27 protein-coding genes are annotated in these 25,230 nt (G+C 46.3%); 4 read left to right on the top strand and 23 right to left on the bottom strand.

Annotated features, from left to right (window positions below; translation table 11 throughout):
• Positions 1-18: 18 nt before the first annotated feature.
• The 20 genes from flhA to flgB form a co-directional block, all read right to left on the bottom strand.
• Positions 19-2,094: a flagellar biosynthesis protein FlhA gene (gene flhA, locus IGJ12_RS00610; protein ID WP_005232779.1), complete on the bottom strand. Its 2,076-nt coding sequence runs from the start codon at positions 2,092-2,094 to the stop codon at positions 19-21.
• A gap of 19 nt (positions 2,095-2,113) precedes the next feature.
• Positions 2,114-3,181 (bottom strand): EscU/YscU/HrcU family type III secretion system export apparatus switch protein, encoded by a 1,068-nt coding sequence (locus tag IGJ12_RS00605; RefSeq protein ID WP_016611607.1) that lies wholly within the window; start codon positions 3,179-3,181, stop codon positions 2,114-2,116.
• A gap of 30 nt (positions 3,182-3,211) precedes the next feature.
• Entirely contained in the window at positions 3,212-3,961 is a 750-nt protein-coding gene (gene fliR, locus IGJ12_RS00600; protein ID WP_005232781.1) for a flagellar biosynthetic protein FliR, read from the bottom strand.
• Between the two features lie 12 nt (positions 3,962-3,973).
• A complete protein-coding gene (gene fliQ / locus IGJ12_RS00595) occupies positions 3,974-4,237 on the bottom strand; it encodes a flagellar biosynthesis protein FliQ (RefSeq protein ID WP_005226613.1) in 264 nt (87 codons plus the stop codon).
• 25 nt (positions 4,238-4,262) lie between these two features.
• Entirely contained in the window at positions 4,263-5,027 is a 765-nt protein-coding gene (gene fliP, locus IGJ12_RS00590; protein WP_005232783.1) for a flagellar type III secretion system pore protein FliP, read from the bottom strand.
• A complete protein-coding gene (locus IGJ12_RS00585) occupies positions 5,024-5,389 on the bottom strand; it encodes a flagellar biosynthetic protein FliO (RefSeq protein WP_008376622.1) in 366 nt (121 codons plus the stop codon). Before IGJ12_RS00585 ends, fliP begins: the two co-directional genes overlap by 4 nt.
• 14 nt (positions 5,390-5,403) lie before the next feature.
• A complete protein-coding gene (locus tag IGJ12_RS00580) occupies positions 5,404-5,907 on the bottom strand; it encodes a flagellar basal body-associated FliL family protein (protein ID WP_008376623.1) in 504 nt (167 codons plus the stop codon).
• Between the two features lie 11 nt (positions 5,908-5,918).
• Positions 5,919-6,116: a flagellar FlbD family protein gene (locus IGJ12_RS00575; protein ID WP_005226609.1), complete on the bottom strand. Its 198-nt coding sequence runs from the start codon at positions 6,114-6,116 to the stop codon at positions 5,919-5,921.
• Between the two features lie 35 nt (positions 6,117-6,151).
• Positions 6,152-7,048, bottom strand: coding sequence for a flagellar hook-basal body complex protein (locus tag IGJ12_RS00570; RefSeq protein ID WP_034872091.1), 897 nt, complete (start codon positions 7,046-7,048; stop codon positions 6,152-6,154).
• A gap of 78 nt (positions 7,049-7,126) precedes the next feature.
• On the bottom strand, positions 7,127-7,489 hold the full coding sequence (locus IGJ12_RS00565; protein ID WP_005232787.1) for a hypothetical protein: 363 nt from the start codon (positions 7,487-7,489) through the stop codon (positions 7,127-7,129).
• Entirely contained in the window at positions 7,486-7,917 is a 432-nt protein-coding gene (locus IGJ12_RS00560; protein WP_430619250.1) for a flagellar hook capping FlgD N-terminal domain-containing protein, read from the bottom strand. Before IGJ12_RS00560 ends, IGJ12_RS00565 begins: the two co-directional genes overlap by 4 nt.
• A gap of 12 nt (positions 7,918-7,929) precedes the next feature.
• A complete protein-coding gene (locus IGJ12_RS00555) occupies positions 7,930-9,276 on the bottom strand; it encodes a flagellar hook-length control protein FliK (RefSeq protein WP_430619249.1) in 1,347 nt (448 codons plus the stop codon).
• Between the two features lie 65 nt (positions 9,277-9,341).
• Positions 9,342-9,761, bottom strand: coding sequence for a flagellar export protein FliJ (gene fliJ / locus IGJ12_RS00550; protein WP_005226592.1), 420 nt, complete (start codon positions 9,759-9,761; stop codon positions 9,342-9,344).
• A 22-nt stretch (positions 9,762-9,783) separates the two neighbouring features.
• The gene (gene fliI / locus IGJ12_RS00545; RefSeq protein ID WP_005226590.1) at positions 9,784-11,136 is read right to left on the bottom strand and encodes a flagellar protein export ATPase FliI; all 1,353 of its coding nucleotides are present in this window, start codon (positions 11,134-11,136) and stop codon (positions 9,784-9,786) included.
• Positions 11,133-11,891 carry a hypothetical protein gene (locus tag IGJ12_RS00540; protein WP_430619248.1) on the bottom strand — a complete coding sequence of 253 codons (759 nt, stop codon included), beginning with the start codon at positions 11,889-11,891 and terminating at the stop codon, positions 11,133-11,135. The genes fliI and IGJ12_RS00540 overlap by 4 nt, the downstream gene beginning before the upstream one ends.
• Positions 11,875-12,879 carry a flagellar motor switch protein FliG gene (gene fliG / locus IGJ12_RS00535; protein ID WP_005226586.1) on the bottom strand — a complete coding sequence of 335 codons (1,005 nt, stop codon included), beginning with the start codon at positions 12,877-12,879 and terminating at the stop codon, positions 11,875-11,877. The genes IGJ12_RS00540 and fliG overlap by 17 nt, the downstream gene beginning before the upstream one ends.
• 10 nt (positions 12,880-12,889) lie before the next feature.
• Positions 12,890-14,512 carry a flagellar basal-body MS-ring/collar protein FliF gene (gene fliF, locus IGJ12_RS00530; RefSeq protein WP_176324010.1) on the bottom strand — a complete coding sequence of 541 codons (1,623 nt, stop codon included), beginning with the start codon at positions 14,510-14,512 and terminating at the stop codon, positions 12,890-12,892.
• A gap of 27 nt (positions 14,513-14,539) precedes the next feature.
• Positions 14,540-14,863 (bottom strand): flagellar hook-basal body complex protein FliE, encoded by a 324-nt coding sequence (fliE, locus tag IGJ12_RS00525; RefSeq protein WP_015508729.1) that lies wholly within the window; start codon positions 14,861-14,863, stop codon positions 14,540-14,542.
• A gap of 7 nt (positions 14,864-14,870) precedes the next feature.
• The gene (flgC, locus tag IGJ12_RS00520) at positions 14,871-15,287 is read right to left on the bottom strand and encodes a flagellar basal body rod protein FlgC (protein WP_003129038.1); all 417 of its coding nucleotides are present in this window, start codon (positions 15,285-15,287) and stop codon (positions 14,871-14,873) included.
• Between the two features lie 21 nt (positions 15,288-15,308).
• A complete protein-coding gene (flgB, locus tag IGJ12_RS00515) occupies positions 15,309-15,668 on the bottom strand; it encodes a flagellar basal body rod protein FlgB (protein WP_430619247.1) in 360 nt (119 codons plus the stop codon).
• Positions 15,669-16,288: 620 nt separating this feature from the next.
• Between flgB and motA the strand changes: the two genes are divergently transcribed.
• Both motA and IGJ12_RS00505 read left to right on the top strand, forming a co-directional pair.
• Positions 16,289-17,053 carry a flagellar motor stator protein MotA gene (gene motA, locus IGJ12_RS00510; RefSeq protein WP_005232810.1) on the top strand — a complete coding sequence of 255 codons (765 nt, stop codon included), beginning with the start codon at positions 16,289-16,291 and terminating at the stop codon, positions 17,051-17,053.
• 13 nt (positions 17,054-17,066) lie between these two features.
• Positions 17,067-17,831: an OmpA/MotB family protein gene (locus IGJ12_RS00505; RefSeq protein ID WP_194193638.1), complete on the top strand. Its 765-nt coding sequence runs from the start codon at positions 17,067-17,069 to the stop codon at positions 17,829-17,831.
• A 146-nt stretch (positions 17,832-17,977) separates the two neighbouring features.
• Here the strand turns inward: IGJ12_RS00505 and IGJ12_RS00500 are convergent, their stop codons facing one another.
• Positions 17,978-20,023 (bottom strand): methyl-accepting chemotaxis protein, encoded by a 2,046-nt coding sequence (locus IGJ12_RS00500; protein ID WP_016611618.1) that lies wholly within the window; start codon positions 20,021-20,023, stop codon positions 17,978-17,980.
• Between the two features lie 283 nt (positions 20,024-20,306).
• Entirely contained in the window at positions 20,307-21,116 is an 810-nt protein-coding gene (locus IGJ12_RS00495) for an aldo/keto reductase family protein (protein WP_005232814.1), read from the bottom strand.
• Positions 21,117-21,288: 172 nt separating this feature from the next.
• Between IGJ12_RS00495 and IGJ12_RS00490 the strand changes: the two genes are divergently transcribed.
• The gene (locus IGJ12_RS00490) at positions 21,289-21,681 is read left to right on the top strand and encodes a YbaN family protein (protein WP_005232815.1); all 393 of its coding nucleotides are present in this window, start codon (positions 21,289-21,291) and stop codon (positions 21,679-21,681) included.
• An 81-nt stretch (positions 21,682-21,762) separates the two neighbouring features.
• Here IGJ12_RS00490 and ppdK read toward each other — a convergent pair whose 3' ends face one another.
• Positions 21,763-24,396, bottom strand: a complete 2,634-nt coding sequence (gene ppdK, locus IGJ12_RS00485; protein WP_196043895.1) for a pyruvate, phosphate dikinase — start codon at positions 24,394-24,396, stop codon at positions 21,763-21,765.
• 190 nt (positions 24,397-24,586) lie between these two features.
• Between ppdK and IGJ12_RS00480 the strand changes: the two genes are divergently transcribed.
• Entirely contained in the window at positions 24,587-25,222 is a 636-nt protein-coding gene (locus IGJ12_RS00480) for a helix-turn-helix transcriptional regulator (RefSeq protein WP_005232817.1), read from the top strand.
• Positions 25,223-25,230: the final 8 nt, after the last annotated feature.

The following is a 25,230-nucleotide window of genomic DNA, read 5'->3' as shown; positions in this document are numbered from 1 at the left end:
TTCCTAAGAAAATTCTGCTTAAATGTCAATACTGCCCACCGTTTCGATCGCAATTTCATTGGGAATCTCATTTAGAGAAAGAACGGCGATATCTGGAAAATTAAAAACGATCATTTTTTTGAATGCTAACCGGATCTTAGGCGATGCCAGAATCACGAAATTGATATTTTGAGCGATCGCCGCATGTTGGATCCCACTGATGGAATCCAACAGCTTGGTCACGGTATCTGGTTTTAAGACCGGGTACGAGCCAGTTGCGGTTTTTTGGATACTTTGAGCGATGATTTCTTCTAGTTTCGGCTGGATCACCGCCACTTGCAGCTCGTGGTTCTCATTGGCATACTTGGCAGCGATCGTCCGTTTCAGTGCTTGGCGAACATATTCTGTCAAAACTTCTACGTCTTTCGTGACAACGCCGTAATCGGCTAAAGTTTCTAAGATCGTTGCTAAGTCATTGATGGGAATTTGTTCATCCAATAAATTTTGTAAAACTTTTTGGACCTCGCCGAGCCGCAAAATATCGGGGATCAATTCATCGATCACGACATTGTACTGCTCTTTGATGCCCTCCAATAATTTCTTGACTTCTTGGCGACCTAACAGCTCTGGTGCATGGGCATAGATGATTTCTTTTAAGTGTGTTGCGATCACGGTCAACGGCTCGATAATCGTAAACCCTTGCAGATCCGCCATCTCCTTATCGGATTCATCGATCCACATAGCATCCAGATGAAAGGCTGGTTCTTTTGTTGCGATTCCTTGAAAAGGAAACGGCTCTTCATTCGGACTGATCACCATGACTTTATTCGGGTAAATATCGCCGCGGCCGACTTCGTTGCCGCGGATCTTGATCACGTAATCATTGGCATCCAAGTAGAGGTTGTCGCGAATACGAACGGGACTGACTAAGATCCCTAATTCTCTAGCACTCTGTTTACGGATCGCCACGATGCGGTTCATCAAGCTGTTGTCGATCGAACTATCCACGATAGGGATCAGACCATAACCGATTTCCACTGAGATTGGTTCCACTTGGAAGGAAGCCACGGAATCGTCTTCTTCCTGTGCTTCTTTTTTGCGTTCCAGTGCCAATTTTTGTTCCCATTGTTTTTGTTCCACTCGCTGCTTTTCTTCTTTTTGCGTCACCAGAAAGCTGGCTGCGAAAAGGCCTAAACCAATCAACACAAAAGGCACAAACGGAAACCCAGGAACTAAGGCTAAGACGAAGAGAATCGCCCCCACGATCCGAAACAGTTGGGGATTACGCATCACATCTGCCGCAATATCCAAACCAAAGGAACTATCGTTATCGGAACGAGTCACGATCACCCCAGAAGCAATCGAAATCAATAAAGAGGGAATCGAGCTGACCAAGCCATCCCCGATCGCCAGTTTCCCGAATTGGGCGAAGGCTTCCATGACGGTCATTTGTCCCCCCATGGAGAAAATGATCGCCCCGCCGACTAAATTGATGACAGTGATCAAGATCCCTGCGATCGCATCCCCTTTGACAAACTTGCTGGCACCATCCATCGAACCAAAGAAATCAGCTTCTCGCTGCAGATCTTTTCGTCGTTTGCGGGCATCCGCTTCCGTGATCAAACCGGCATTTAGGTCGGAATCGATCGCCATTTGCTTGCCGGGCATCGCATCCAATGTGAAGCGAGCAGTCACCTCGGAGACACGCCCTGCACCATTGGTCACGACGACTAGCTGAACCACCATGATGATCACGAACAAAATGATCCCCACGATGTAATTGCTGCCGGCAACGACATTGGCGAAGGCATCGATCACGTGTCCGCCATTTCCTTGGGTCAAGATCAAACGAGTGGAAGATAGGTTCAAACCTAAACGAAACATCGTTGTGATCAGCAACAAGGTTGGAAACGTAGTGAATTCCAACACTGATTTGGTAAACAGGGTGATCAGTAAAATGTTGATCGCGATCGTCAAATTGATAATGATCAAAATATCTAATAATGCACTCGGTAATGGAATAATAATCAAACCAATAATAGCTAGGACGATCACCGAGATTAAGATATCCGCCAGACCAATGCCTTTTTTCGGTTTTGAGGCAGCCTCATTCATTTTTGTTCCTCCTGTTTCCTTAAATCTTGCCGCGTTGGCTTTCTTCTAACTGATAGACCAAAGCGATGATTTCGGCAATGGCTTCATACATTTCAACAGGGATCAGATCCCCGGGTTCTACTTGACGATAAAGGGCTCGTGCCACTTCACGGTTTTCGATCTGTGGGATATTTTCTTTCAGGGCTTCTGCTTTCATCCGCTGCGCCAGCTGATCTGCCCCTTTGGCCAAGACCCGCGGCACCCCTTCACTGCTGGCATCGTAACGAATCGCAATGGCGAAATGGGTCGGATTGGTGATCAAAACCGTCGCTTCTTTGACGTTGGCGATGGCATTTTGGGTCATCGCACGGTATTTCGCTTTGCGCTGTGCTTTGACTTGCGGATCACCTTCCATTTGCTTGAACTCTTCTTTGACTTCCTGCTTGCTCATCATCAAGTTCTTACGATGGCTATAGCGTTGGTAGCCGTAGTCGACTACGGCCAAAATGATCAAGAAAATCGAAATCTGTAAAAACAATTCTTTGGCACGCAGCAGCATGAACAGGATCGTTTTTTCCAACCCCACTTCACTCAAACCAAGTAAAACAGGGACGGCGGCTAAAAATTGTTGATAGCACAAGTAGACGATCACGCCGAATTTCGCCAATGTTTTGCCTAAATTCATCAACGAGCGCAAACTGAATTGCTGCTTGATCCCGCTGATGGGGTTCAGCTTTTTAAAATCTGGTTTGATGGCCTTGCCGGAAAACAACAGACCGACTTGGGCATAATTCGTGATAAGCCCGACTCCGAGCGCGACCAGAAAGACGGGCGCACACAACAAAAGCAGCAGCAAGATACTCTGCACCCCCAGTTTCGGCAGATCCGCCAAACTGGTTTGATAATCAGCCAGCTGCGCCAAACTTCGGGAAAAATAAGGCAAAAAAGAAGCGGCGAAAAACTGCCATAAAGACAGGATCAAAAACGAGAAGACCAATAGCGAAACAGCTGCTGCTAATTCCTGGGTCTTAGGGACCTCCCCGCGTTTGCGGGCATCCCGCAGCCGCTTGGCACTAGGTAGTTCGGTTTTGCCATCTTTTTCTGCCATCTTCTCACCTCCTGCTGGCTACCTGTTACTTTATTGAAAGGACTCGATAAACTCCTGCAAATAGCGGACCGTATCTGGCAAGTGTTTGCCTAAGTACGAAAGGACATTGGGTAGTAGCAAGAGAAACACCACAAAACTGATGGCGGTTTTCATCGAAAGACTCATCATCAAAATATTGATCTGGGGAATCGACCGAGAAATCACACCTAGCACCAGGTCCACCAACAGCAGCGCAATGATCATTGGTGCCGCAAGATTAACTGCCATCACCATCATTTGGCTGAAAAGTTTGACGATGCCTTCAACCGTCGTTCCTTGGATCACCACAGAGCCTAAGGGCACGATCCGAAAAGACAACAGCAATGCTGTGATCAGTCGATGATGCAGATCAAGTCCAAAAAACACAGCGATCGTCAGCCAATAGTACGTTTTGCCATACTGGGAAGAGGCGATTTGCAACGTCGGATCATAGGCTTGCGCCATCGAAAAGCCTACTTGAAAGTCGATCAGTTGACCCGCAATTTCCACACCAGTAAAGACCAGCTGACTCAAATAGCCCATCGCCATCCCAAACAGTACTTCCTTGATGACGAAAACCGTCAGCATAAAGAGGGAAAGCTCGGGAATCGCAGGTGCCGTCGGCAGACATAGGACCGTCAACGCCATGCCGATCACGATTTTTGCCAGTGACGGAAAATTTTGCTGTGAGAAGATCGGACAAAGGACGACAAACGCCAATATTCGACAAAAAATCAACACCGTCGCTTGAATCGGCGCCATCAGGTTTCCTCCTTACATTGCCGCAATCATCTTGAAGATCATTTTGGTAAAATTCAACAAGAGATTCAGCATAAAATTCCCCGCCAAGATCAAGGTCAAAAAAATCGCTAATAGTTTCGGCACAAAGCTCAACGTTTGTTCTTGGATTTGGGTAGTGGCTTGAAAAATACTGATCACCAATCCAACGAGCATGCCGACCAATAAGGCAGGGCCAGATATCGCTAAAATTCGAAGAAAGGCTTCCCTTAGCACATCAAGTACCATTTCTACTGTCATTTCCTCTTGGCTCCTTTCTTAGCGGCTATTGAAAGCTCTTGATCAGCGACTCCACGATCAGATACCAGCCATCCACTAAAACAAATAGTAAGATCTTGAAGGGCAGTGAGATCATGATCGGCGACAGCATCATCATCCCCATCGACATCAAGATACTGGAGACGACCAGATCAATGATCAAAAAGGGGATAAAAATCAAAAAGCCGATACTGAAAGCCGTTCGTAACTCACTGATAATAAACGCCGGTACCATAACGGTCAGAGGAACATCGTCAGAAGAATGATACTTTTCGGTCTCCCCATCAGCTTCCGCAAACAAGGCAATGTCTTTTTCCCGTGTCTGTACCATCATAAAGGCCTTGATCCGTTTTTCTGAGCGGTCAAAGGCTTCGGCTTGGCTGATCTCTTGTCGATCAAACGGTTCAATCGCTTGCTGGTAGACGTCGGTATACACAGGTTTCATAATAAAAAATGTCAAGAATAAGGCCAACCCGATCAACACTTGATTGGGCGGGTTTTGCTGTGTACCTAACGAACTACGCACAAAGGACAAAACCATGATGATACGAGTAAAAGAAGTCATCATGATCAGCAAGACTGGTAAAAGGGAAAGCAGCGTCAGCAACAAGAAAGTATTGATCGTATCACTTGAGCCATTCCCATTCGACAATAAATTGTTGATGGTGGAACTGACGTCTTCCGTGTCTAGCGCAAATGCCGTCTGCGGAAGCATCAGACTGCTGAAAAGGACCGCAGCCATGATCTTGATATCTCTGCCTTTGATCTTCATTTTTGCTTGCCTCGTTTTCCAGCAATTTCCGCCTTGGCTTTGTTTAGCCATTCAGAAAAATCTTTGCCAGCTTGCACTTGGGTGCTTTCTAGGCTTTGCTGTAAAAAAGCGGCCGTTTCTTCTTGCGTCAACTCTTTGATGATCTGATTTTGCTGTTCAGAAAAGCTCATGACGTAACATTTGTCCATGATTTGGACGATCCCGATCGAAGACGACTTGCTGACGGCGATTTTTTGCAAAATACGCAACTGGTGATTGTGCTGGTTCGTGTAACGATTCAAATATTTCAAACTAATGTTGATCAAATAAAGAATAAGCAGCAAAAACCCAATCATTTTGACCAGCGATAAAAATGTTTCCATCAACATGCCTCTTTCTATTGGATCACTAAATCCGTCACATAAACATCCTTGGCGATTTCTGATCCGTATTCCTGATTAATTGTTTCTTTCAATGCTTTTTTTAAATTCGGTACACTTTCGGCGGAGCTCAAAATACCGCTGGCCTTTTGTTGGCGCAATAAGTTTACGACGCTGTCACGAATGACAGCCACATTTTTCGTGGCTTCCGCGCTTTTTTCCTCATCCGCCACTAAAATCGATAAATTGACCTTCATGTATTGCTGCTCTTGGTTGTCTTCTTTTGCCAGATTGACTAAAAATTCATCCAATGCCACGATCGCTTCGTCTGAGGAGATTTTGCTGCTGTCTTTTGCTGTTTCAGCAGCTGCTGTTTTTTCCCCCGTCAAAAAGTGATTCGTCACTAAGGTTCCGCCGATACTGCCGCCGACTACCACGATCAAGAGGATCGGCAGTAAAACAACCATGTTCAAGCCTTTTTTCTCTTTTTCTGCTTTTGGTACTTTTTCTTCTTTTGCCATCTTTCCCACCCTTACGTTTTCACTTGGTTCGAATGGATCACCGTATGATACTCGATCACCCGCTGCGCAACTTCTTGCGCAGCTTCCGTCACCACTAAGGTTTTGCCGTCTGTCAGTGTGATCAATGTATCCGGCATTTCTTCGATCCGATAAATCAATGTTGGATTTAAATAGAATGGCTTGCCATTCAATGCGGTCACTAGAATCATGGTCAAACTCCTCTCAACGATGAAGCGTCACGTTCTTAACGTTTTAGATTCAATAATTCTTGCAGCATTTCATCAGAAGTCGTAATACTTCTTGAATTTGCTTGATAGGCACGGCTCGCAATGATCATTTCGGTAAATTCTGTCGAAAGATCGACATTCGACATTTCCAAGGCACCTGCTTGCAGCGTTCCCGCTCCATTATTGCCGGGGCCTGCAACGATCGCATTTCCTGAGTTGCTGGTTTGGATATAGTTGTTGCCGCCGACTTTTTCTAAGCCTTCTGGGTTATTGAAGGTTGCGACACCGACTTTTCCCATCACAAAGGTTTGATTGCCGTATTTTGCCAACACTAAGCCATTGGCATCGATTGCCATGGAGTTATAGGTCAAGGTTTCCCCATTGACGGTCAGTGTGCTTGGAATCGACAAGGGAGATACCGCACCTTGTCTGCTCAATGCCGTGTTTTCATCAAAGTTGTCATCATAGACAACTGGTTGACCGCCATTGACTGAACGACCTAAGACTTGCATCCCATCACTATTGGTCAAGGTTCCGTTGCTGTCGCGAACAAATGCGCCATCTCGTGTGTAATAGGTTTCGCCATTTGCTCCTGGTCCTTGTACCATAAAGTAGCCTTGTCCGCTGATATAAAAATCCATGCTGCGACCAGTCGATTGCGGGGCACCGACTGTATTGATGGTATCGATGGAGCCCGTCTGAACCCCTAAACCGATCTGCGTTGCATTGATCCCGCCTAAGCCGTTGCCTGGTGCAGTTGCGTTAGACATCGTTTGGCTCATCATGTCTTGGAAAAGGACTCGACTTGATTTGAACCCGACCGTATTGACGTTGGCGATATTATTTGAAACCACGTCCATTTTCGTTTGAAGATTTTTCATTCCACTGACACCTGAATATAATGATCGTAACATGCTTATTTTCCTCCTTATGGTTGGCGTATTTTCCTCTGTCATTCAGAAAATACTTGCAGCCCCTTTTCAGTCCAGCTGCTATTTGATAAATGTGGCGCTGTCAATATTGGTGACGGTGTGAAGCTCATTCATCCCCATCGCCGTAATGATGGTTCGTGAATGGACATCGGCGATCAAGCCCATATCTTTGTAAACAAGCAGTGATTCTTTGCTGCCTTTTTCCGCTAGCTCGCTAAGCGCCGTTGAAAGGGATTGGTAATCATCGTCTTGTAAGGTCAATTCCCTTGCGGTCAAACGCTTTTGCGCATGGTGCGAGACTTTGATGTCGTTTTGTTTTTGTTCAAGCATTGAAGAGAAGGCTTGTTTGTCCACGGCTTTGCGGGGATTTTGATAAGGCTCCCCGGCAACTTTTTGCAGCCCCTGTTGAATCGTCAAACTCATTTTGCTTCGCCGCCAATCTCTTGGATCGCACTCATACTGTATTCTTTGCCATTTACGACGATCGTGGCGTAGCCATTGGCAAAGCGGACCTTTTCGATGGTTCCTGACAATGTTTCTGTGCCGTCCATCAGAGTGACTTGTTTATTGATCAAGCTAAAAGCTTGCTGCTGTTGCTGTAAAATCACCGAGGTCGTCAACGTTTCGCTCAATTCATTCAAGCTCTCTAAGGTCGTAAATTGAACCAGTTGCGAGATATAGTCGGTGCTACCACCACCAGAAGAATCGCTGCCTCCCATCGATGGGTTGCTCATAGATGCTGCTAAGATCTTCAAAAAATCATCCATGGAGATATCTGAAGATTTTTTTGTTTGCGTTAATGCCGATGTATTGGCAATACCTGCCGCAGCTACTGTAATTTCATCTGCCATAGGTCTCCTCCTTTACACTAAAATACTGATCGCATGATCGATCGGTGCTAATTGCTGCTCTTCTTCAACCGTATTGCTTTGATGAAATGGCTTTTTGCTTTGTCCTTTTTGAGCCTGTAAAAAACGCTGTTGGTTTAACTGACTGTCACTTGCCATCATACTGCCGGCAAAGGATTGATTTGACAGCGGACCAGCCTGCTGGACAGAAGCTAACGTAGGTTCTTTGATTGCTAGGATCGGCTGCTCTTGCTTTTGCAAAACTTGCTCTAGCTCATGCTTGATGGACAGCAATAATTCTTTGGCTTGCGGCTGCTGAACGGTCAGTTCTAAGCGGCTGCCTTGGGCATTCGTTTCTAGAGAAAGCTGGATCGTGCCTAATTTCTCGGGAACGAATTGCAACGTGATTTTTTTCTCGCTTGACGTGCTGCTCGTTTGGACGAGTTGGGCAGTCGCTTTTGCTAAGGGCAGAGCCGCTTGCTCCATACTCGCTTTTGTTGGCGCTAGTCCTTGCTTGGTCAAAAGGGGAGAAACATCAAGCAGCTGCAGTGCTGGTGCCGCTATTTCATTGTCGGTTGCTGCTGAAGAAGCAATGGCTTGTGCAGAAACAGCTTCCGCTTTTTTGGCGACTGTTTCATTCGTGCGTTGCAAGGTGCTAGTCGTATCCGTCGCTTGGTTGGTCACTGGCGACACTTGATTTAATGGTCCCGTTTGGCCCAATTGCGCGGTCCCTTCGGTGGACTGTTTCAGCTGTGCTTCTGTCGTTTGCGCAATCGCGGCTTGTGTTACTGAATCGACTTCCTTGATTTCCTTGAAAGGAGCGATTTCTTTTGCCGTGGTCTGCTCCTCGCCTACTAAGTCTTCTGGCAAAGGTGTTTCAAGCGTTGTTGCTGCGGCTTCACTTCTGTCATTTGTCATCAAATCCAGACCTTCAAGCGTAGACTCGGAGGGGTCGATGACTGTGGTGGCTACGTCTATTGGTGCTAAAGCTGCTGTGGCGCTCGTTTGGTTCTGCTCCGTCGTTGCCATTGATGCCTGTGGCGCTTCTTGAACCAAGCCTGCAAAAGGTGCCTGGCTGATTTGGCTCATTCCTGGCGCGTGTGTCGTTGCAGGTTGTTCGACTGCTGGAGTGATTTCTGGCTTTTGTGGCAGATGTTCCATACTGCTGGCAACCCCCATTTCTGGTGCGGCGGCGGTTTGCTCCGACATACCTGATGGTTCGAAGGATGCTGGCAGATTGCTTGCGCTCTGTTCCGTCAGCTGTTGCATCAGCAAACTGAAGACTTCTGGTGACGCCTCCGTCTTTTTTGATTTGCTACCGACAGGTACAGCGGTTGCGGCACTTGTTGTGATCTCTTTCATTGTTCACCTCCTCTCAGCTGATGCTTTGAAACCAAGGTCGTCTCATCACTAAAACCATTAGTGCTTTAAGAAAATAAGGCGCGATTGCCGAACTCATCCAATTGTTTTTGCTCTTCCAATTGCTGTTCATAGGTGTATTCAGCAAATTGTTTTTCTCGCAGCTTTTCCACGATCTTGCGTTCCTGCTGCGCTTCTACCACCACCGATAAAGACTCTGCCAATTCTTGCTTCACGTGAAACATTTTGTTCTGAACCTCATCGATGGTGGCATTCAACGCAAGCAAATAGCGTTGTTGCACTTGCATCCGCCCAATGGTCATCTCATTGACATCAAAAAGCTGGGCTTTTTCCTGTGTCAGCGTATTCAGGTGCTGTTCTTGCTGAATCAACAATTGTTGTTTTTGGGCGTAAGCGCGTTTGGCTTCTTGCTCAATGGTTTTTCGGTGATCCAATACTTTTTCTAAGGAAAAGTGAAATGCTTGCATAGCTGCTCCTTTATGATCTGTTTTACATGGTCGAACGCTGGCGCTCGATCAGCGCTTCTTCACTGAACAAATGCGCCAGTTCAAAAATCGTTTGTTCAAATGGGATCCGCTCATCCACTTTTTGCTGTAAAAACCGCAGGATGGGGTGATGCAGCGCGATCGCTTGGTCGGTCAACGCATTGCTGCCGCTTTTGTAGGCACCGATATCGATCAAATCCTTGGCCTCTGCATAAACGGCCATGTTTTCTTTTAGTTCCCCCGCATGTTTATGCTGTTCCTCAGAAACAAGGGTCTTCATCAAGCGGCTGAGGCTGTTTTGAATATCGATGGCAGGATAATGATTTTGAGCGGCGATTTTTCGGGACAACAGAATATGTCCATCAAGAATTCCCCGCACCGCATCAGCGATCGGTTCATTCATGTCATCCCCTTCTACCAAGACAGTATAAAAGGCCGTGATCGAGCCTTTGTCCGACATCCCACTGCGTTCTAACAACTTCGGTAAAGCTGTAAACACAGAAGGGGTATAACCTTTGGTCGTCGGCGGCTCGCCTGTCGATAGACCGATCTCCCGCTGCGCCATCGCAAAACGGGTCACCGAATCCATCATCAATACGACTTTCTTCCCTTGATCGCGGTAATACTCAGCGATCGCTGTTGCCACATGAGCCCCTTTTAATCGTACGAGGGGCGGCATATCGGAGGTAGCACAGACAACGACCGACTTGCGGTAACCTTCTGGGCCTAGATCATTTTCAATAAATTCTTTGACTTCTCGTCCCCGCTCGCCGATCAAGCCGATCACGATGACATCGGCTTCGCAATAACGAGCCAACATCCCCAATAAAGTACTCTTACCGACCCCGCTGCCGGCAAAAATGCCGATCCGTTGGCCAAGGCCGACGGTCAAAAGACCATCGATCGCCCGGACACCTGTCGGCATGATCTCAGCGATTTTTTGACGGCGAAAGGGGTCAGGAGAATCTTGACTAACTGGATATTCTGGCGCACTTTCCAGCTCCAGCGCCATATCTAACGGTCGCCCTAGTCCATCTAAGGTGTGCCCTAGCAGCGTATCATCGATTTTTACCGTCAATGATTTGCCAGTTGGCCGCACCAAACAGCCCGGTCCGATGCCTTCTAGCTGATCAAGGGGCATCAGGAGCACGGTTTTTTTCACAAAGCCTACGACTTCAGCTAAGGCTGTATGTGTCTTGTTTTGCAATGCGACTTCACAGATTTCCCCTATGAAAACCGCCAGCCCTTCGACTTTGATCAGCAGACCTACGACTTCGCTGACTTTGCCGTAGGTGGTAAAAAACGGCTGTGCTTGCGCCGTTTTGCGCAGCGCTGTGATCGGTAATTCAAACGTCATTCCTTCACACTGCTTTCTAGAAATTGGCTCAAAAAGCGAGCGATTTCTTTCCTCAGTTCAAAAACCACCAAGGCATTTTCAGATTCGATACAAAAATCGTGTTCCGCCAAGCTGTCATCTGCCATGAGTAAATAGCGAAACCCGCTGATCGTCTGCTTTTTGGTTTCCAACAATTCTCGCACCCCTGCAAGATGCTGCTCTTGGCTGCGAACAGTCACAAATTGATCGGGTTGTTCAAATTGCCATAGCACAGACTCCACAAAAGGCAGGAAGCCTGCTTGCTCATCTGTAAAACGTTGATTGATCAAGGCTTCAGCGATTGCCGTGCCATAAGCGATCATCTCTTGCTTTTTCTCTGAGCGAAAGGCGTTGATTTCAGAAACGGCTTCAGCGACATTGGCTTGGGCTTGGGCCATCAATGCTTGCGCGGCTTCTTTGCTGGCATTGAGTCCTTCTTGATAGCCTTGTTGAAAGCCGTCTGCTTGTCCTGCTTGAAAGCCTTCCGTTCTCGCTTCTGCTAGAATTTGCGTTGCTTGTTCTTGTGCATCGGTCAAAATCTGCTGCTTCAAGGCTTCCATTTGCTGCAGATGCCGTTCCTGCTCCAACTGGCGTGCACGTCTAGCCGCTTGCAGTTCTGGGTCTAAGCTTGGTTTCTCAATCGGCGCTTTGATGGTCGTATCCGTCAAAATACTGCGCGCAGCTTCGGTCGTTTTGACCGCCTGCTGCTTCAATAAACTGCTATTTGACCACTGCATCTTGGTCGCCCCTTCCGATGTAGATCTCACCGGTTTCATCTAGCCGTCGAATCACAGCCACCACACTTTGTTGGGCTTCTTCTACAGCAGATAAGCGGGTAGGACCCATAAATTGAATTTCTTCTTGCAGATTTTCCACCGCCCGTGATGAGAGGTTGGAGAAAATAAAGTTCTTGATGTCATCGGTCGTGCCTTTAAGCGCTAAGACTAAGACATCGTTTTGAACATCTCGTAAGACTTTTTGAACATCCAAGCGATCGAGGGTCACGATATCCTCGAAAGTAAACAAGCTGGATTTCACTTCGTTGGAGAGTTCTGGTTGCCGCTTTTCCAAGTCGTTCAAAATGTTCTTTTCGGTGCTGCGGCTGACTGAGTTCAAGATCTCAACCAGAGTATGCACACCACCGACATTTTCCGTATCGTTCTCAATGTAATTCGAGAATTTGTTCTCGATCACTTTTTCGATCCGTTCGATCACCAAAGGCGACGTACTGGAGATCGTCCCGATCCGTTCAGCGATCTCCACTTGCAAATGATCGGGAAACTGCGACAAGACGCTGGCCGCTTTGTCCGGCTGCATGTAGCACAAAATCAACGCTACCGTTTGCGGATGTTCACCGATCAACAGATTGGTCAACTGTTGAACATCGGCTTTGCGAGCGATATTAAAGGGCCGTTCCCGCAGCTGAATCTGAGTCAATACGTCAATGACTTCTTTGGCTTTTTGAGGGCCTAATGCTTGGTTCAGCAAATTTTTGGCATAATCGATCCCGCCGTCTAAGACATATTTGCGAGCCGTTGCGGTATGAGAAAATTCCTCCAACACTTGATCCCGCTCTTCGGGACTGACAAAGTCGATATTGGCGATCTCATAGCTCACCTTTTGTATAAATGATTCTGGCAGCAGCTTCATGATCTTTGCAGAGGTATCTGATCCTAGAGAGATCAGAAGAATCGCTGCTTTTTTTACCCCGTCTATTGTATCCATGGCTGCCCCCTTATTTTTCTTTCATCCAAGCTTTGATCAATTCCGCCGCTACTTCAGGATTGCTTTCGGCATAATTTCTAGCCGTTTGATCCAATGTTGGTTCTCCTGAATGTTCTGCTGCGGCTTCTTGTGTGGATGCTTCTGGCACCGCTGGTTTCGTTTCAGCAGACCGATTGCCGACACCGCCAAAAACGACTTCTTGTGCAACTGACGGACTTGTACCTGTGCTAACTGCTGACGGTTGTGCAAAAGTGACCATTTCCTCCGTCACATCGACTTCCAGCTCGTCTTCTTTACGACGACGTCGGATCACGCCAACGATCATTAAAATCACTAAGAACAAGGTCAACACGATGCCGCCGATGATGGCATACTTGAGATAACCTTTGGCAGCTGCAATCGGTTCATTCCCTTGCGGATCAACGGCTGGATCAACCTCTGCTTGGGCAAAGTCAAATCCTTGGATCGCGATTTGATCACCACGGTCATTGTCATAGCCGACGGCACTAGCAATCAACTGCTGCAATTCTGCTTGATCCGCTTGCGAAAGGTTCGCATTGATCACGATCGAGCTGGTCATTCGTTCGATCATGCCAGGGGCCGTAATGGTCGTGGTGGTCTCGGTATCCAATTCGTTTTCCACAGAACGGCTGTAGGAATTGTTTCCCTCTCCATCCGTGCCCGTCACATTGGAGACATTGTCATCCACCGTCCCTGTTTGGGCTTCTTGGACGGTCCCTTGCGAACCAGCAGCCTGCACTGTCTCACTCTTGATCTCTGGGTCATCATAAGTAACTTTCTTCCGCTCGATCGAGTCAAAATTCAAGTCTAAATTGATCGACACTTGGAATTTGTCTGCGCCATAGATCGGTGTCAGCAGCTTCGCTACTTTTTCTTCTAGTGTTTTTTCATAGGAATCTTTGATGGCAATGTATTTATTGTTCAGGCCACTTAATTGACTGGCTTCATCTTCGGTTCTCGTCAAGGTATTGCCCGCACTATCAACGACTTTTACATTTTCTGGCTTCAGCTTTTCCACTGCCCCTGAAGTCAAGGTAACGATCCCTTGCACGGACTCGTCTGAGATCTGCTGATTTTTCAAGGTCAACACGATAGAAGCAGTTGGCGCACTTTCCTCAGAAGAAAAGACACTTTCTTCTGGCATCACGAGTAAAACTTTGGCGGATTTGACCGCATCGATCGACTCGATCGCCCGTTGCAGTTCGCCCGTTACTGCCCGCTGATACATGATCTTGCGGTCTTCGTCGGTTGTCATCATGTTGGCATCATCAAATAATTCAAAGCCTGTACTGGTATTTGGTAATTTATTGTCCACGGCAAGATTGATGCGGTATTCATCGACTTGGTCCTTGTCGATCAAAATAGTCGTCCCATTGTCGGCTAATTTGTAGGCGATCTGCTGTTCCTCCAAATCCTTGCTGATCGTTCCCGCATCGGCATCGCTTAGATCCGTAAACAAGATACCGTATTCAATTCGCGTATTTAAATAATACACAGCTGCTGTGATTCCGAGAACGCTGATAACGGAAAGAACAACGATCATTTTCTTTAAAGAGCTTTGCATTTGCCAACGGTCTTTGAGTTGTTCTGTCCATTCTTTCACTTTATCCATCATTTATCCTTATTCCCTCACCCACTGCTAAAACTGCATATTTTTCACGTCATTGTAAGCTTCTAAACACTTGTTTCGTACTTGAACGGCTGTTTGTAGCGCCAGTTGCGCCTCCGTCATGCGAATCATCACATTCCCTAGATCGCTTTCATCGCCGGTGATCAAATTTACAGTATCTTGATCCATGACCGCCGTTTTTTGATTCAACTGATCGACCGCATGGGTCAAGTAAGAAGAAAACTGATTTTCCTTGGCGCCTGCAGCACTGGTCTCGTTTGAAGCAGCCCCCGTGCCTAGTGTCCGCAAAACGTTTTGGTAGTCCGTTAATCCTGTCGTTAAAAGTCCATCCATTTTCTCGTTACCCCTTTGATATTTCTAATGCTTTTTTCAAGATCGTTTTATTCATTTCTGAAGCAGAAACATTGGCTTCGTACGTTCGAACCGCTTGCAACATTGCCACCATTTCATCGGCAATATCCACATTTGATTGACCGACATATCCCTCATCATTCGCAGCGGGATTGGTAGGATCATAGGTCAGTTTTTCCGTCTCATCGGCAGCGATCCCCGTCACTTTGACACCGTATGTAGCCGGTGTTCCTTCGCGACTATTTTTTAAATTTTCTGAAAAAAGAATACTCTTTTTTTGATAAGCAGCGGTTGTTTGTGTTTGATTCGTATTTACATTTGCGATATTGCTGGAGATCGTATCTAGTTTTAACCGTTCCAATGCTAGACCGCTCGCGTTGATCGTTAGTCCATTAAACATACCCATTTGTTTTTCCTGCGCTTTCTATCAATTACTCAATACAAGGTTCATCATTTGCAAGCGACCGTTGACTTGTGCGGTCAATGCACTGTAATATAACCCATTGGCTGCTTGATCCAACATCTCCACTTCAAGATCCACGTTATTGCCGTTGTCTTTGATGCTGGTAGTTGCATTTTCAGTGATTTTCGGTTTTACTTGAGAAACTGACGCTTCGGTTGCAGCGTCCGTCCCTGATGAAGCGAGTGCCTGCTTTAATTCGCTTTCAAACATGATGCGTTTTGCTTTGTACCCATCCGTGTTGACATTGGCGATATTAGACGAAATCAATTCTGCGCGTTGGGCAGAAACGTTCATGGCTGTTTTTAATAAATCATAGGTATCCAACAATAATTGCTCCTTCCACCTTCTGTACCAAACGTTTTTTTCAGCGATGGAACAGAAACAAATATATTTATTTATTTTTTTGTTATAGATTAAAAAAACAAGAAGACGTGATGTCATTATAGTAGAATTATTTTTATTTTACAATTTGATTTTTACAACTTTACGGATATGACATTTAAGTTACAACCATGTTATGTTATTTGTTAAACACTGTTTCATCGCAATTTCGTCCCCAGTTATAAAAAGTAAACGATCGATATAAAGCGTTTTACAAGCATATCTATGCCTTTTGATCAAAATCAGTTTTTTGATAAAAAAACAAGCATTATTCGAAAAATTGATTAAAACATTTTCATTTGTGCTGAATGACATGACAAACCCTGAGAAACGCTTCACGAAAAAAAACGGTACCATCTATAAATATTCACAAAAATTGCAAGCTGTACCATTTCAAAAATTTGCCGCAACTTGTCCAAAAAACAACAAAAAAAGAAGAAGTTGAAAATTTATTTTAGTTATTTTTAGGATTATTTTTTTTTGCTATTAAGAATGATTTTAATTCACCGATAAAATAAATGAGGGTTTAAAACCTGGAAATAGAATTTAGGAGGACGCAACAAATGGATTTTTTCTTGCTGATCGGTATTATTTTAGGATTGATATCTGTGGTGGTTGGGATGATTGTAAAAGGTGCCAATGTGGCCGTTTTGATCAATCCGGCAGCCGCGATCATCATTTTCGTCGGTGTGATCGCAGCCGTTATCAATTCATTTCCCAGCAGTGATATCAAAAAAATCCCGAAGATCTTCGGCGTTCTGCTGAAAAATAAAGAATACGACTTAAAAACAACCATCAATACCATCGTTGAATTAGCCAACCAAGCCCGGCGCGATGGTTTGTTATCTCTTGAAGGTGCCATCCAAAACTTAGAAGATCCTTTTTTAAAAAAGGGCTTGGAAATGGTGGTTGATGGCATCGCTGCCGAACAGATCCAAGAAATCATGGAAAATGAGATCTATGGGATCGAAGAACGGCATCGCATCGGCTCGGCTATTTTTAAAACCGCCGGCACGAGTTCCCCGACCTTAGGGGTGTTAGGAGCCGTGATCGGGCTGATTGGGGCGCTAGGTAATTTAGAGGATGTAGAGGCACTGGGGCACATGATCTCGGCGGCCTTCGTGGCGACCCTTTATGGTATTTTCTTCGGCTATGTCCTGTTCATTCCCTTTAGCTCACGCCTAACCTTGAAATCGGAGCAAGAGGTCCAAATGATGTCGATCATCGTGGAAGGGGTCTTAGCGATCCAAGCCGGACAATCGCCGAAAAGTATTGAGAAAAAATTATACAGCTTGATCGATCCGAAAAAACGGCAAGAACAATTATAAAGGGTGAAGCGACATGAAGCGAAAAAAGAAACATGAAGAACATGTAGACGAAGCGTGGCTTTTGCCTTACTCGGATATGTTGACCTTACTGCTGGCTTTGTTCATCGTCATGTTTGCCATGGCGAAAGTCGATGATGAGAAGTTCCAAGAAATCAAAAGCGAATTTGGCACCATCCTTTCCAGCCACCACAGCAATTCATCTGTGATTGGGTCGGTGATCGATATGGGCGAGACCACGCCGCGAAAAAAAGCCGCCACTTCTGCCGAAGCACAAGCGCAAGAAGCAGCGGTTCGGACCCAACTGGAAAATCAGCAACTAGAAAAAATCAGCGACCAGCTGTCACAAGAGCTGGCAGCTTCTGGCTTAAAAGAGCAGACAGAAGTCCGCTTGGAATCCGATGGCTTGCATATCACGCTTGCCAGCAGTATCTTGTTTGCCTCTGGCAGCGCCGAGATCACGGACACCACTCGTCAGTCACTGGATCTGCTATCGGACTCACTGAAAAAACTAAAAGCCAACAAAATCGTGATCGCTGGGCATACCGATAACGTACCTGAAAAAGGCAATGGCCGCTACCAATCTAACTGGGATCTTAGTTCCGCTCGGGCCATTACCGTTATGGAGTACTTCATCAGCAAAGGCGCTGTTTTAGAAAAAAATGCTGCCATCCAAGCCTTTGCCGATACCGAACCGAAGGCCGATAACAACACCCCCCAAGGCCGCTCGGAAAACCGCCGCGTGGAGATGATCATTCAGCGGACCGAAACGACACAATAGCCCGTAATAAGGTTTTATAAATATCATTATGAAAAGCCAAGATGAGCAACATTCGTCTTGGCTTTTTTGTAGTCTCCTCCTCAACAAACAAAAATCACTCATCAGCCATTCTTGCGAATAGCTGATGAGTGATTTTTTTGCTTGATTTATTTCTCCACTTCAAAACGATTGGTCAATCGCTTCAACTCTTCTGCAATGTCTCTGAGGTCTGCCACATGGTTGGTAAATTCATCCATGGTTGCCAAGACTTCTTCTGCATTTGCGGAAACTTCTTGTGTGCCAGCGGCATTTTCTTCCGTTGATGCGGAAATGTTTTCTAAGTTTTCCAGTACACTGTTTTGAATATTTTCGATACGGGCACTGGCTGCTTCAATATGATGGATGCCTTCGATCATATAGCTACTGCGTTGGAAAACTTCTTTTGAAGATGAGATCGCTTCTTTGATCAAGTTGGTTTGGCGAACGCCGCCTTTGACAGACGCCGACGTTTGTTTGACCATTTGACTAGACTGCTCACGAATTTCTTCAATGATCGCTTCGATCTCTTTGGTAGAAGCTTTGCTTTGTTCCGCCAATTTACGGATCTCAGCAGCCACGACGGCAAAGCCTTTGCCAGACTCGCCAGCACTTGCGGCTTCGATTGATGCATTCAAGGCTAGCAAGTTGGTTTGGTAAGAAATATCGTTGATGACCCCGATGATCGAGTTGATGTTTTGGATACTATCATTCATTCCCGTCATATTCGACATCAAGCGCTCCATCTGTGCCAACTCTTGTCGCCAACTGTCATCGACTTGATCCATGATCGTTAAGTTTTCTTGATTGATCTTCGTAGATTCTTGCGACTTGCTGCTCATGCCGCCAACATTTTCTCGTAATTCTTTCACGACTTGCGACAGATTTTGCATTTGTGACACGCTGTATTCTGTTTCTTGGGCTTGAGCACCGGTCACTTCAGCTATCCCCGTAATGGTTTGAGAGACTTCTTCTGTCGCAATATTGGTTTGTTTTGACAATTCTAATAAAGAATCCGACATTCCTGCGACACTGTTGCTTTCTTTTTGTACTTTTTGGATCAATGCACCCGTGCCTTCGATCATCACATTGTAATTGTCCGCCATTTGCTGGATCTCATTGCCTGCTTTGTCTGGATATACAACTCGGCGTGCCAGTTGATCCCATGTCCATTTTTCGCCTTTGGCTCGTTTGGTTTTGCTCATCTTCTCTAGTTTGCCTTCACCGACTTTTCTAAAGTAGCGATTGAAGCAATCGATGATCGCTGCGACTACTTTGATCGCGGCATACGAAACCAGTCCTACAAAGAGCAGCATCAAGATCGTAACGATAATCGTGGTGCGGACTAACGCCCCTAACTCTTTGTCTAGATCACTAGCTTTGACTTCGGAGTACGCCCAAACATTGGAATCAGCAGACTTGTCATACAACACATCATTGACTTTATTCGAGTCGCCTAAGCCAACCATGCCTGTCGGATCTTTGGCGTCTTTGATTTTTTGGAACACTTCTTCTTCTTTGATATTCTTACCGATTTGCTTGGTATTTTTTGAGGTCACGATGACCCCAGATTCTGAAACTAAGGTGACATTCCCAGTCCGCCCTACGGTAAAGGAAGACAAGATGTTTTGAATGCTTTCATAGGAAACATCGACGCTTAAAACCCCCACTTGATTATGGGAATTTTTGACCCGGATCGAAGCCGACGTCACAAATTGATTCGACACCGTATCTAAATAAGGTGCTGTCCAATACACTTCTCCTTCGGCTTTCACGGCCCCTTTGTACCACGGCCGAATTGTAGGCTTGTAATCATCCGGTAAGGGATTGAAGGTCACATACTCATCATCTTCTGTCCCAAAAGTTACTGCTAAGAAGCTGTTGCTCCCAGCAATCGCTAAAGAAAGATCTGAACGGATACGTCCCATGCTGAATTCTGTTTTCATCGCTGGCAGTTCAGCCATTGATTTCAATTTGCTTTCCGTCGATCGGCGCAAACTCTTTTCTTCCGCCAAGATCAAATTGACGGCACTTTCTTTGTTCAAATCATTTCGTTCAATCAATAAGTTCTTGGTGGTTAAATAGGAACTTGTCAGCATGACAATGATCGGGATCCCCGCAACCAGCATCAAGGTGATCATCACATAAATTCCTATCGTCTTTTTTCTTTTTTTCACAACTGTGCCACTCCTTCATTTCCAATTTCACACGATCCACTGAAGACTCGTCCGTAGACGACCCTTAGTAAGGATAATCGGTCATTTCTTTGAATATTTAAGAGGATTCATTGTCAGAAACGGCTGCAAGCGCATTTTCTTTTTTGCTAAGGCTTACAGTTGCTGTTGTAACGAATAGAAAAGCTCCTCAGTCATCAAGGAGCGTTGCGACTGCATAAAAATAGCCAGTACGGAAGTTTCCGCACTGGCTGTAGGGTCCCTTTAATAGGACCGCTTCTATTGCCTATAATTCTTTGATGACGGCTTTTTCTTCCGCCGTCAAAGCGAAATCAAAGAGCGCTAAATTTTCGGCTTGATGTTTTTCTGAATGGGATTTCGGAATCACGATCACCCCACGCTCGATTTGGTAACGCAAGACCACTTGGCTCCAGGTTTTTTGATGCGCTTCCCCGATTTGGGTCAAGGTTTCCCGTGCCGCTTCCGAAATCCGGGAAAGCGGACCCCAGGCTTCTGGAACTACCTGATTGTCTAAGGAATACGAGATGATCGCATCATTCCACTTGCCTGGATGCGATTCGATCTGATTGACCGCTGGTTTGATCCGACTGTTTGCCAATAAATAGCTGAGTTCTTCTTCTTGGAAATTGGACACCCCGATCGCTTTTAAGACTCCTTTATCGACATAAGCCTCAAGAACCGCCCAGACAGCGGCGATCTCTGCCAAGTTGTCCCACGGATGATGGATCAAATAAAGATCGATCGATTCCGTCTGCAAGGCTGCTAAACTCGCTTCGACAGACGCTTTCACGGCAGCTGCATCTTGCGTATGCTCTGGTTTGCCAGGAATCTTAGAAGTCAGGAAAAATTCGCTGCGGTCAATCCCGCTTTCCTTGATGGCTTTGCCAACCACGGCTTCGTTGCGGTAAGAAATCGCCGTATCAAAATGCCGATACCCAAGCTTGATGGCAGTCAATAGCTCTGTCGTATCATCATTGATCGCACCTTGGTATTCTCGGTTTTCTTTCCCAAATGTATTCGTCCCGCTGCCGATCACTGGAATCTGAATGCCGGTATTCAATTCAATCGTTTCCATGCGGCTTCCCCCTTTGTGTTGTTTCTAGTCTATCAAAAAAGCAGGAGTAAGGGGAAGAAAAACTCTTATTGCCGCTAAAAAACGGGGAAAAGCACAAAACGCATGTTCAAGCAGCCCCTCCTCCGTTATACTGAGGGTAAGATACGAAACACCCAAATAAGGAGGGTTACTTTTGAAAAAAACACTGTTTTTTCTTTGTGGATCACTGACATTCGGTTTAGGTACTTTAGGAATATTTTTGCCTTTCTTACCTACAACCGTCTTTTACTTGCTGACGGCTTATTTCTGGCTGCGGAGTTCCGATACCTATTATCAACGCTTAGTTCAATCAGAAAATTATCAAAAATACATTGAAAAACCACTCGTACAAAAACAGCTGAGCACCAAGGCAATGGTTCGGATGTTTGCCATGATGCTGGTAGTCTTTGCAATTCCTGCACTGCTGATCCCTAATCTGCTGGTACGTTTCGTCCTCGCTGCCATCTACCTCGCCCATGTCATTGGGATCACTTGGTATTTAAAAGGACGCAAACCTGCGATCCAAAAAACGGATCAGCCCCTGTAAGGACAAAGCTGTACGTACACACCGTAATCCACCAAGCAAGTGAACCTTGCTAGTGGACTGCGGTGTATTTTTTCTCCTATTTTAGCGGGTGCTCACTGACGCCTCTTCGATGATGGGGGCTGATTGGGCGATCGCTAACCAAGCAGCAGGGATCCGGTATGGGGAACAAGAAACATAGTCGATGCCGATCTCTCGCAAAAACGCAATAGAATAGGGATCGCTGCCGACTTCGCCACAAACACCGATCGAGTGCTCTGGCTGCCGATCTCTTACGCCGGCGATCGCTTGACGCATCAACGCGCCAACACCTACCTGATCTAAGTGCTGGTAAGGATCTTCTTGTAAGATCCCCGACTGCAAATAGGCTTGGATAAAGCTGCCGGCATCATCCCGCGAAAAGCCAAAGGTCATTTGGGTCAAGTCATTGGTACCAAAACTAAAGAACGCCGCCTCTTCAGCACACTCCCCAGCAATCAAGCACGCTCTAGGCGTCTCGATCATCATCCCGATCTCGATGTGCAACGGTTGCTGAAGGGTTGCTTCTGCTTGAGCGATCACCTGTGTCAAAGTCTCTTTCAACACCTGCAGCTCTGCGGGCAAACTGATCAGGGGCAATAAGATCGCCGCCTCTACCTCGACTCCTTGCTGCCGCAACTCCACAGCCGCTTCACAAATCGCCGCTGTTTGCATTTCATAAATTTCTGGATAGCTGAGTCCTAAACGGCTGCCGCGATGCCCCATCATAGGATTGACCTCTTGCAGTTCGTCAATTCGCCGCTCGATCACTGCCAATGATTTTTTACTGCGGCGGGCCATCTCAAGGCGTTCATGCTCATGGGGCAAGAATTCATGGAGTGGTGGATCTAATAACCGAATCGTGCATTTCTTTCCTTGCGCGGCCTGCAGCATTTCTTGGAAATCGGCTTTTTGATAAGCCTTGATCTCAGCCAAAGCCGCCAATCGTTCCGCCTTCGTTTCTGCCAAGATGACTTCCCGCATTTTCCACAAACGCGCTTCCCCAAAAAACATATGCTCCGTCCGTGCTAAGCCGATGCCCGCTGCACCAAAGGCCAGCGCAGCCTCAATGTCATTTTTCGTTTCCGCATTTGCGTAAACCTTTAGATCTGCCTGGGCTTGTGCCCACGTCAAAAGCTGATCCAGCAAAACCCGCTCCTGTACACTGGTCATAGGCAGCTGCCCTTGATACAGTTTGCCAGTGCTGCCGTCTACGGAAAGTACGTCACCTTCTTCAATCAGCAGCTCGCCGCAGCGGGCCTGTTTCAAAAATGCATCGACACTTAATGCATCGCACCCTACCACACAGCAGACCCCCAGACCACGGGCGACCACCGCCGCATGAGAAGTCATCCCCCCACGAGCGGTAATGATCGCTTCACTCACCACCATGCCTTCAATATCTTCAGGTGAGGTTTCCTGCCGCAGCAGCAGGACTTTTTCTCCTGTGCGGCTGGCTTTTTCCGCCGCCTCTGCAGTGAAATAGACATGTCCTGAAGCTGCCCCTGGACTAGCCGGCAAGCCCTGCGCAAAAGCTTCGGCTTGATGCAAGGCTTCGGGGGCAAATAACGGGTGCAACAATTGATCGATCATTTCTGGTGTGATTCGGTCTAAGGCTTGCCTGATGGTGATCCGACCTTCTGCGACCATATCCGTTGCAATTTGCGCTGCCGCAGCGGCGGTTCGTTTGCCGTTTCTTGTTTGCAAGACAAACAACTGGCCGTCATCGATGGTAAATTCAATGTCTTGCATGTCTTGATAGTGATCCTCCAACCCCTCAGCCAGTTGCTTTAGTTCCTGATAAATCACAGGATGTTGTTGCGCCAACGCTTGGATCGGTTGTGGTGTACGAATGCCAGCAACCACATCTTCCCCTTGAGCACACACTAGAAATTCGCCGAAAAGTCCCGGTTCCCCGGTTGCTGGATTGCGGGTGAAGGCGACACCCGTCCCACTATTAATCCCGCTGTTGCCAAAAACCATTTCTTGAATCGTTACGGCAGTCCCTAGATCGTCAGGGATCCGATGGAGGGAACGGTAGGTCTTAGCCCGTGGGTTATTCCATGAGCGAAAAACTGCCGTGATGGCTGCGAATAATTGCTGAAACGGGTCTTGGGGAAACGCTTCTTGGGTATGTTCCATATAAATACTTTGAAACACGCGGCAGATCATTTGCCAGTCATTGCCGGTCATCATTTGGTCTGACACATAATTCTGCCGTTTCTTATAATCTGTCAAATAGGCTTCAAAGTGTTCTTTTGCTACACCTTTCACCACATCCCCATACATCTGGATCAAACGGCGGTAACAATCATAAGCAAAGACGGGGTCCCCCGTCTGCTGAGCCAACCCTTGGACGGTTTCATCATTCAACCCAAGGTTTAAGATCGTATCCATCATCCCTGGCATGGAAAACTTGGCACCACTGCGGACAGAAACCAATAACGGCGAGTGCAGTCCGCCAAATGTTTTGTTCCTGCGGACTGCCAATTCTTCGATGGCAGCTTTGACTTGCTTGATGATCGCCTCAGGAAGAACCTGTTCTTCTAAATAGGTCAGGCAAATGGTGGCCGGGACGATAAATCCCTGAGGAACAGGCAAACCCAAATTGGTCATCTCCGCAAGATTTGCCCCTTTCCCGCCTAATAATGCTTTTTGCTCTTTCGTGCCTTCTGAAAACCATACGACTGCTTTTTCCATCATGTTCCTCCTTTTAAATGTTATATACTATTTCGATTAATTAGCAGTATATAGTATGACACATTTAATCGTCAAGCCAAAAAAAGAAAACTTTTAAGGGATTTATCCTTTTTAAAAGAGAAGGATTGCCTTTTCATTCGGAAAATCATATAATCAATAGCATAGCACATAAAAGAAAGAAGGTGACACATTGGAATTAAGCCAAAGACAAATGAAAATCATTGAGATCGTCAAAGAGCATCAGCCGATCAGTGGGGAGACCATTGCGAAGCAGTTGGGTTTGAGCCGCGCAACCTTGCGGAATGACTTATCGATTTTGACCATGACCGGTTTATTAGACGCCCGACCGAAAGTCGGCTATTTCTATACAGGACAAACCGTTGAGCCTTTGCTTTTCGAAAAACTCTACCATACCAAAGTTGCAGAAGTCATGATCCCACCGTTGCTGATCTCACAAACGGTCTCCGTTTATGAAGCAGTCACGACTTTGTTTATGTACGATGTCGGTTCCCTCTATGTCAAAAATGACCAAGACGAACTGATTGGGGTACTCTCCCGCAAAGATCTGCTGCGCTTTGCGATCAGCAATGCCGCACCGGAAAAAACACCCGTAGCGATGATCATGACTCGCATGCCAAACATCGTGACCATCACACCGGAAGAAACGATCTTGACGGCTGGTACGTTGTTAGGACGACATGAAGTCGATACCTTGCCAGTGGTCGATCCACAGGAACCAAAAAAAGTCATCGGCAAAATCACGAAGACGCGGCTGATGAATTACTTTATTCAAGCAGGCAATGACAGTGACAACACACACTTTTAGGGGGCAAA

This window comes from Enterococcus sp. DIV0802b (genome assembly GCF_050543535.1).
GTDB classification, from domain to species: domain Bacteria; phylum Bacillota; class Bacilli; order Lactobacillales; family Enterococcaceae; genus Enterococcus_D; species Enterococcus_D entomosocium.
This window is presented reverse-complemented; position numbering and strand designations above follow the sequence as displayed.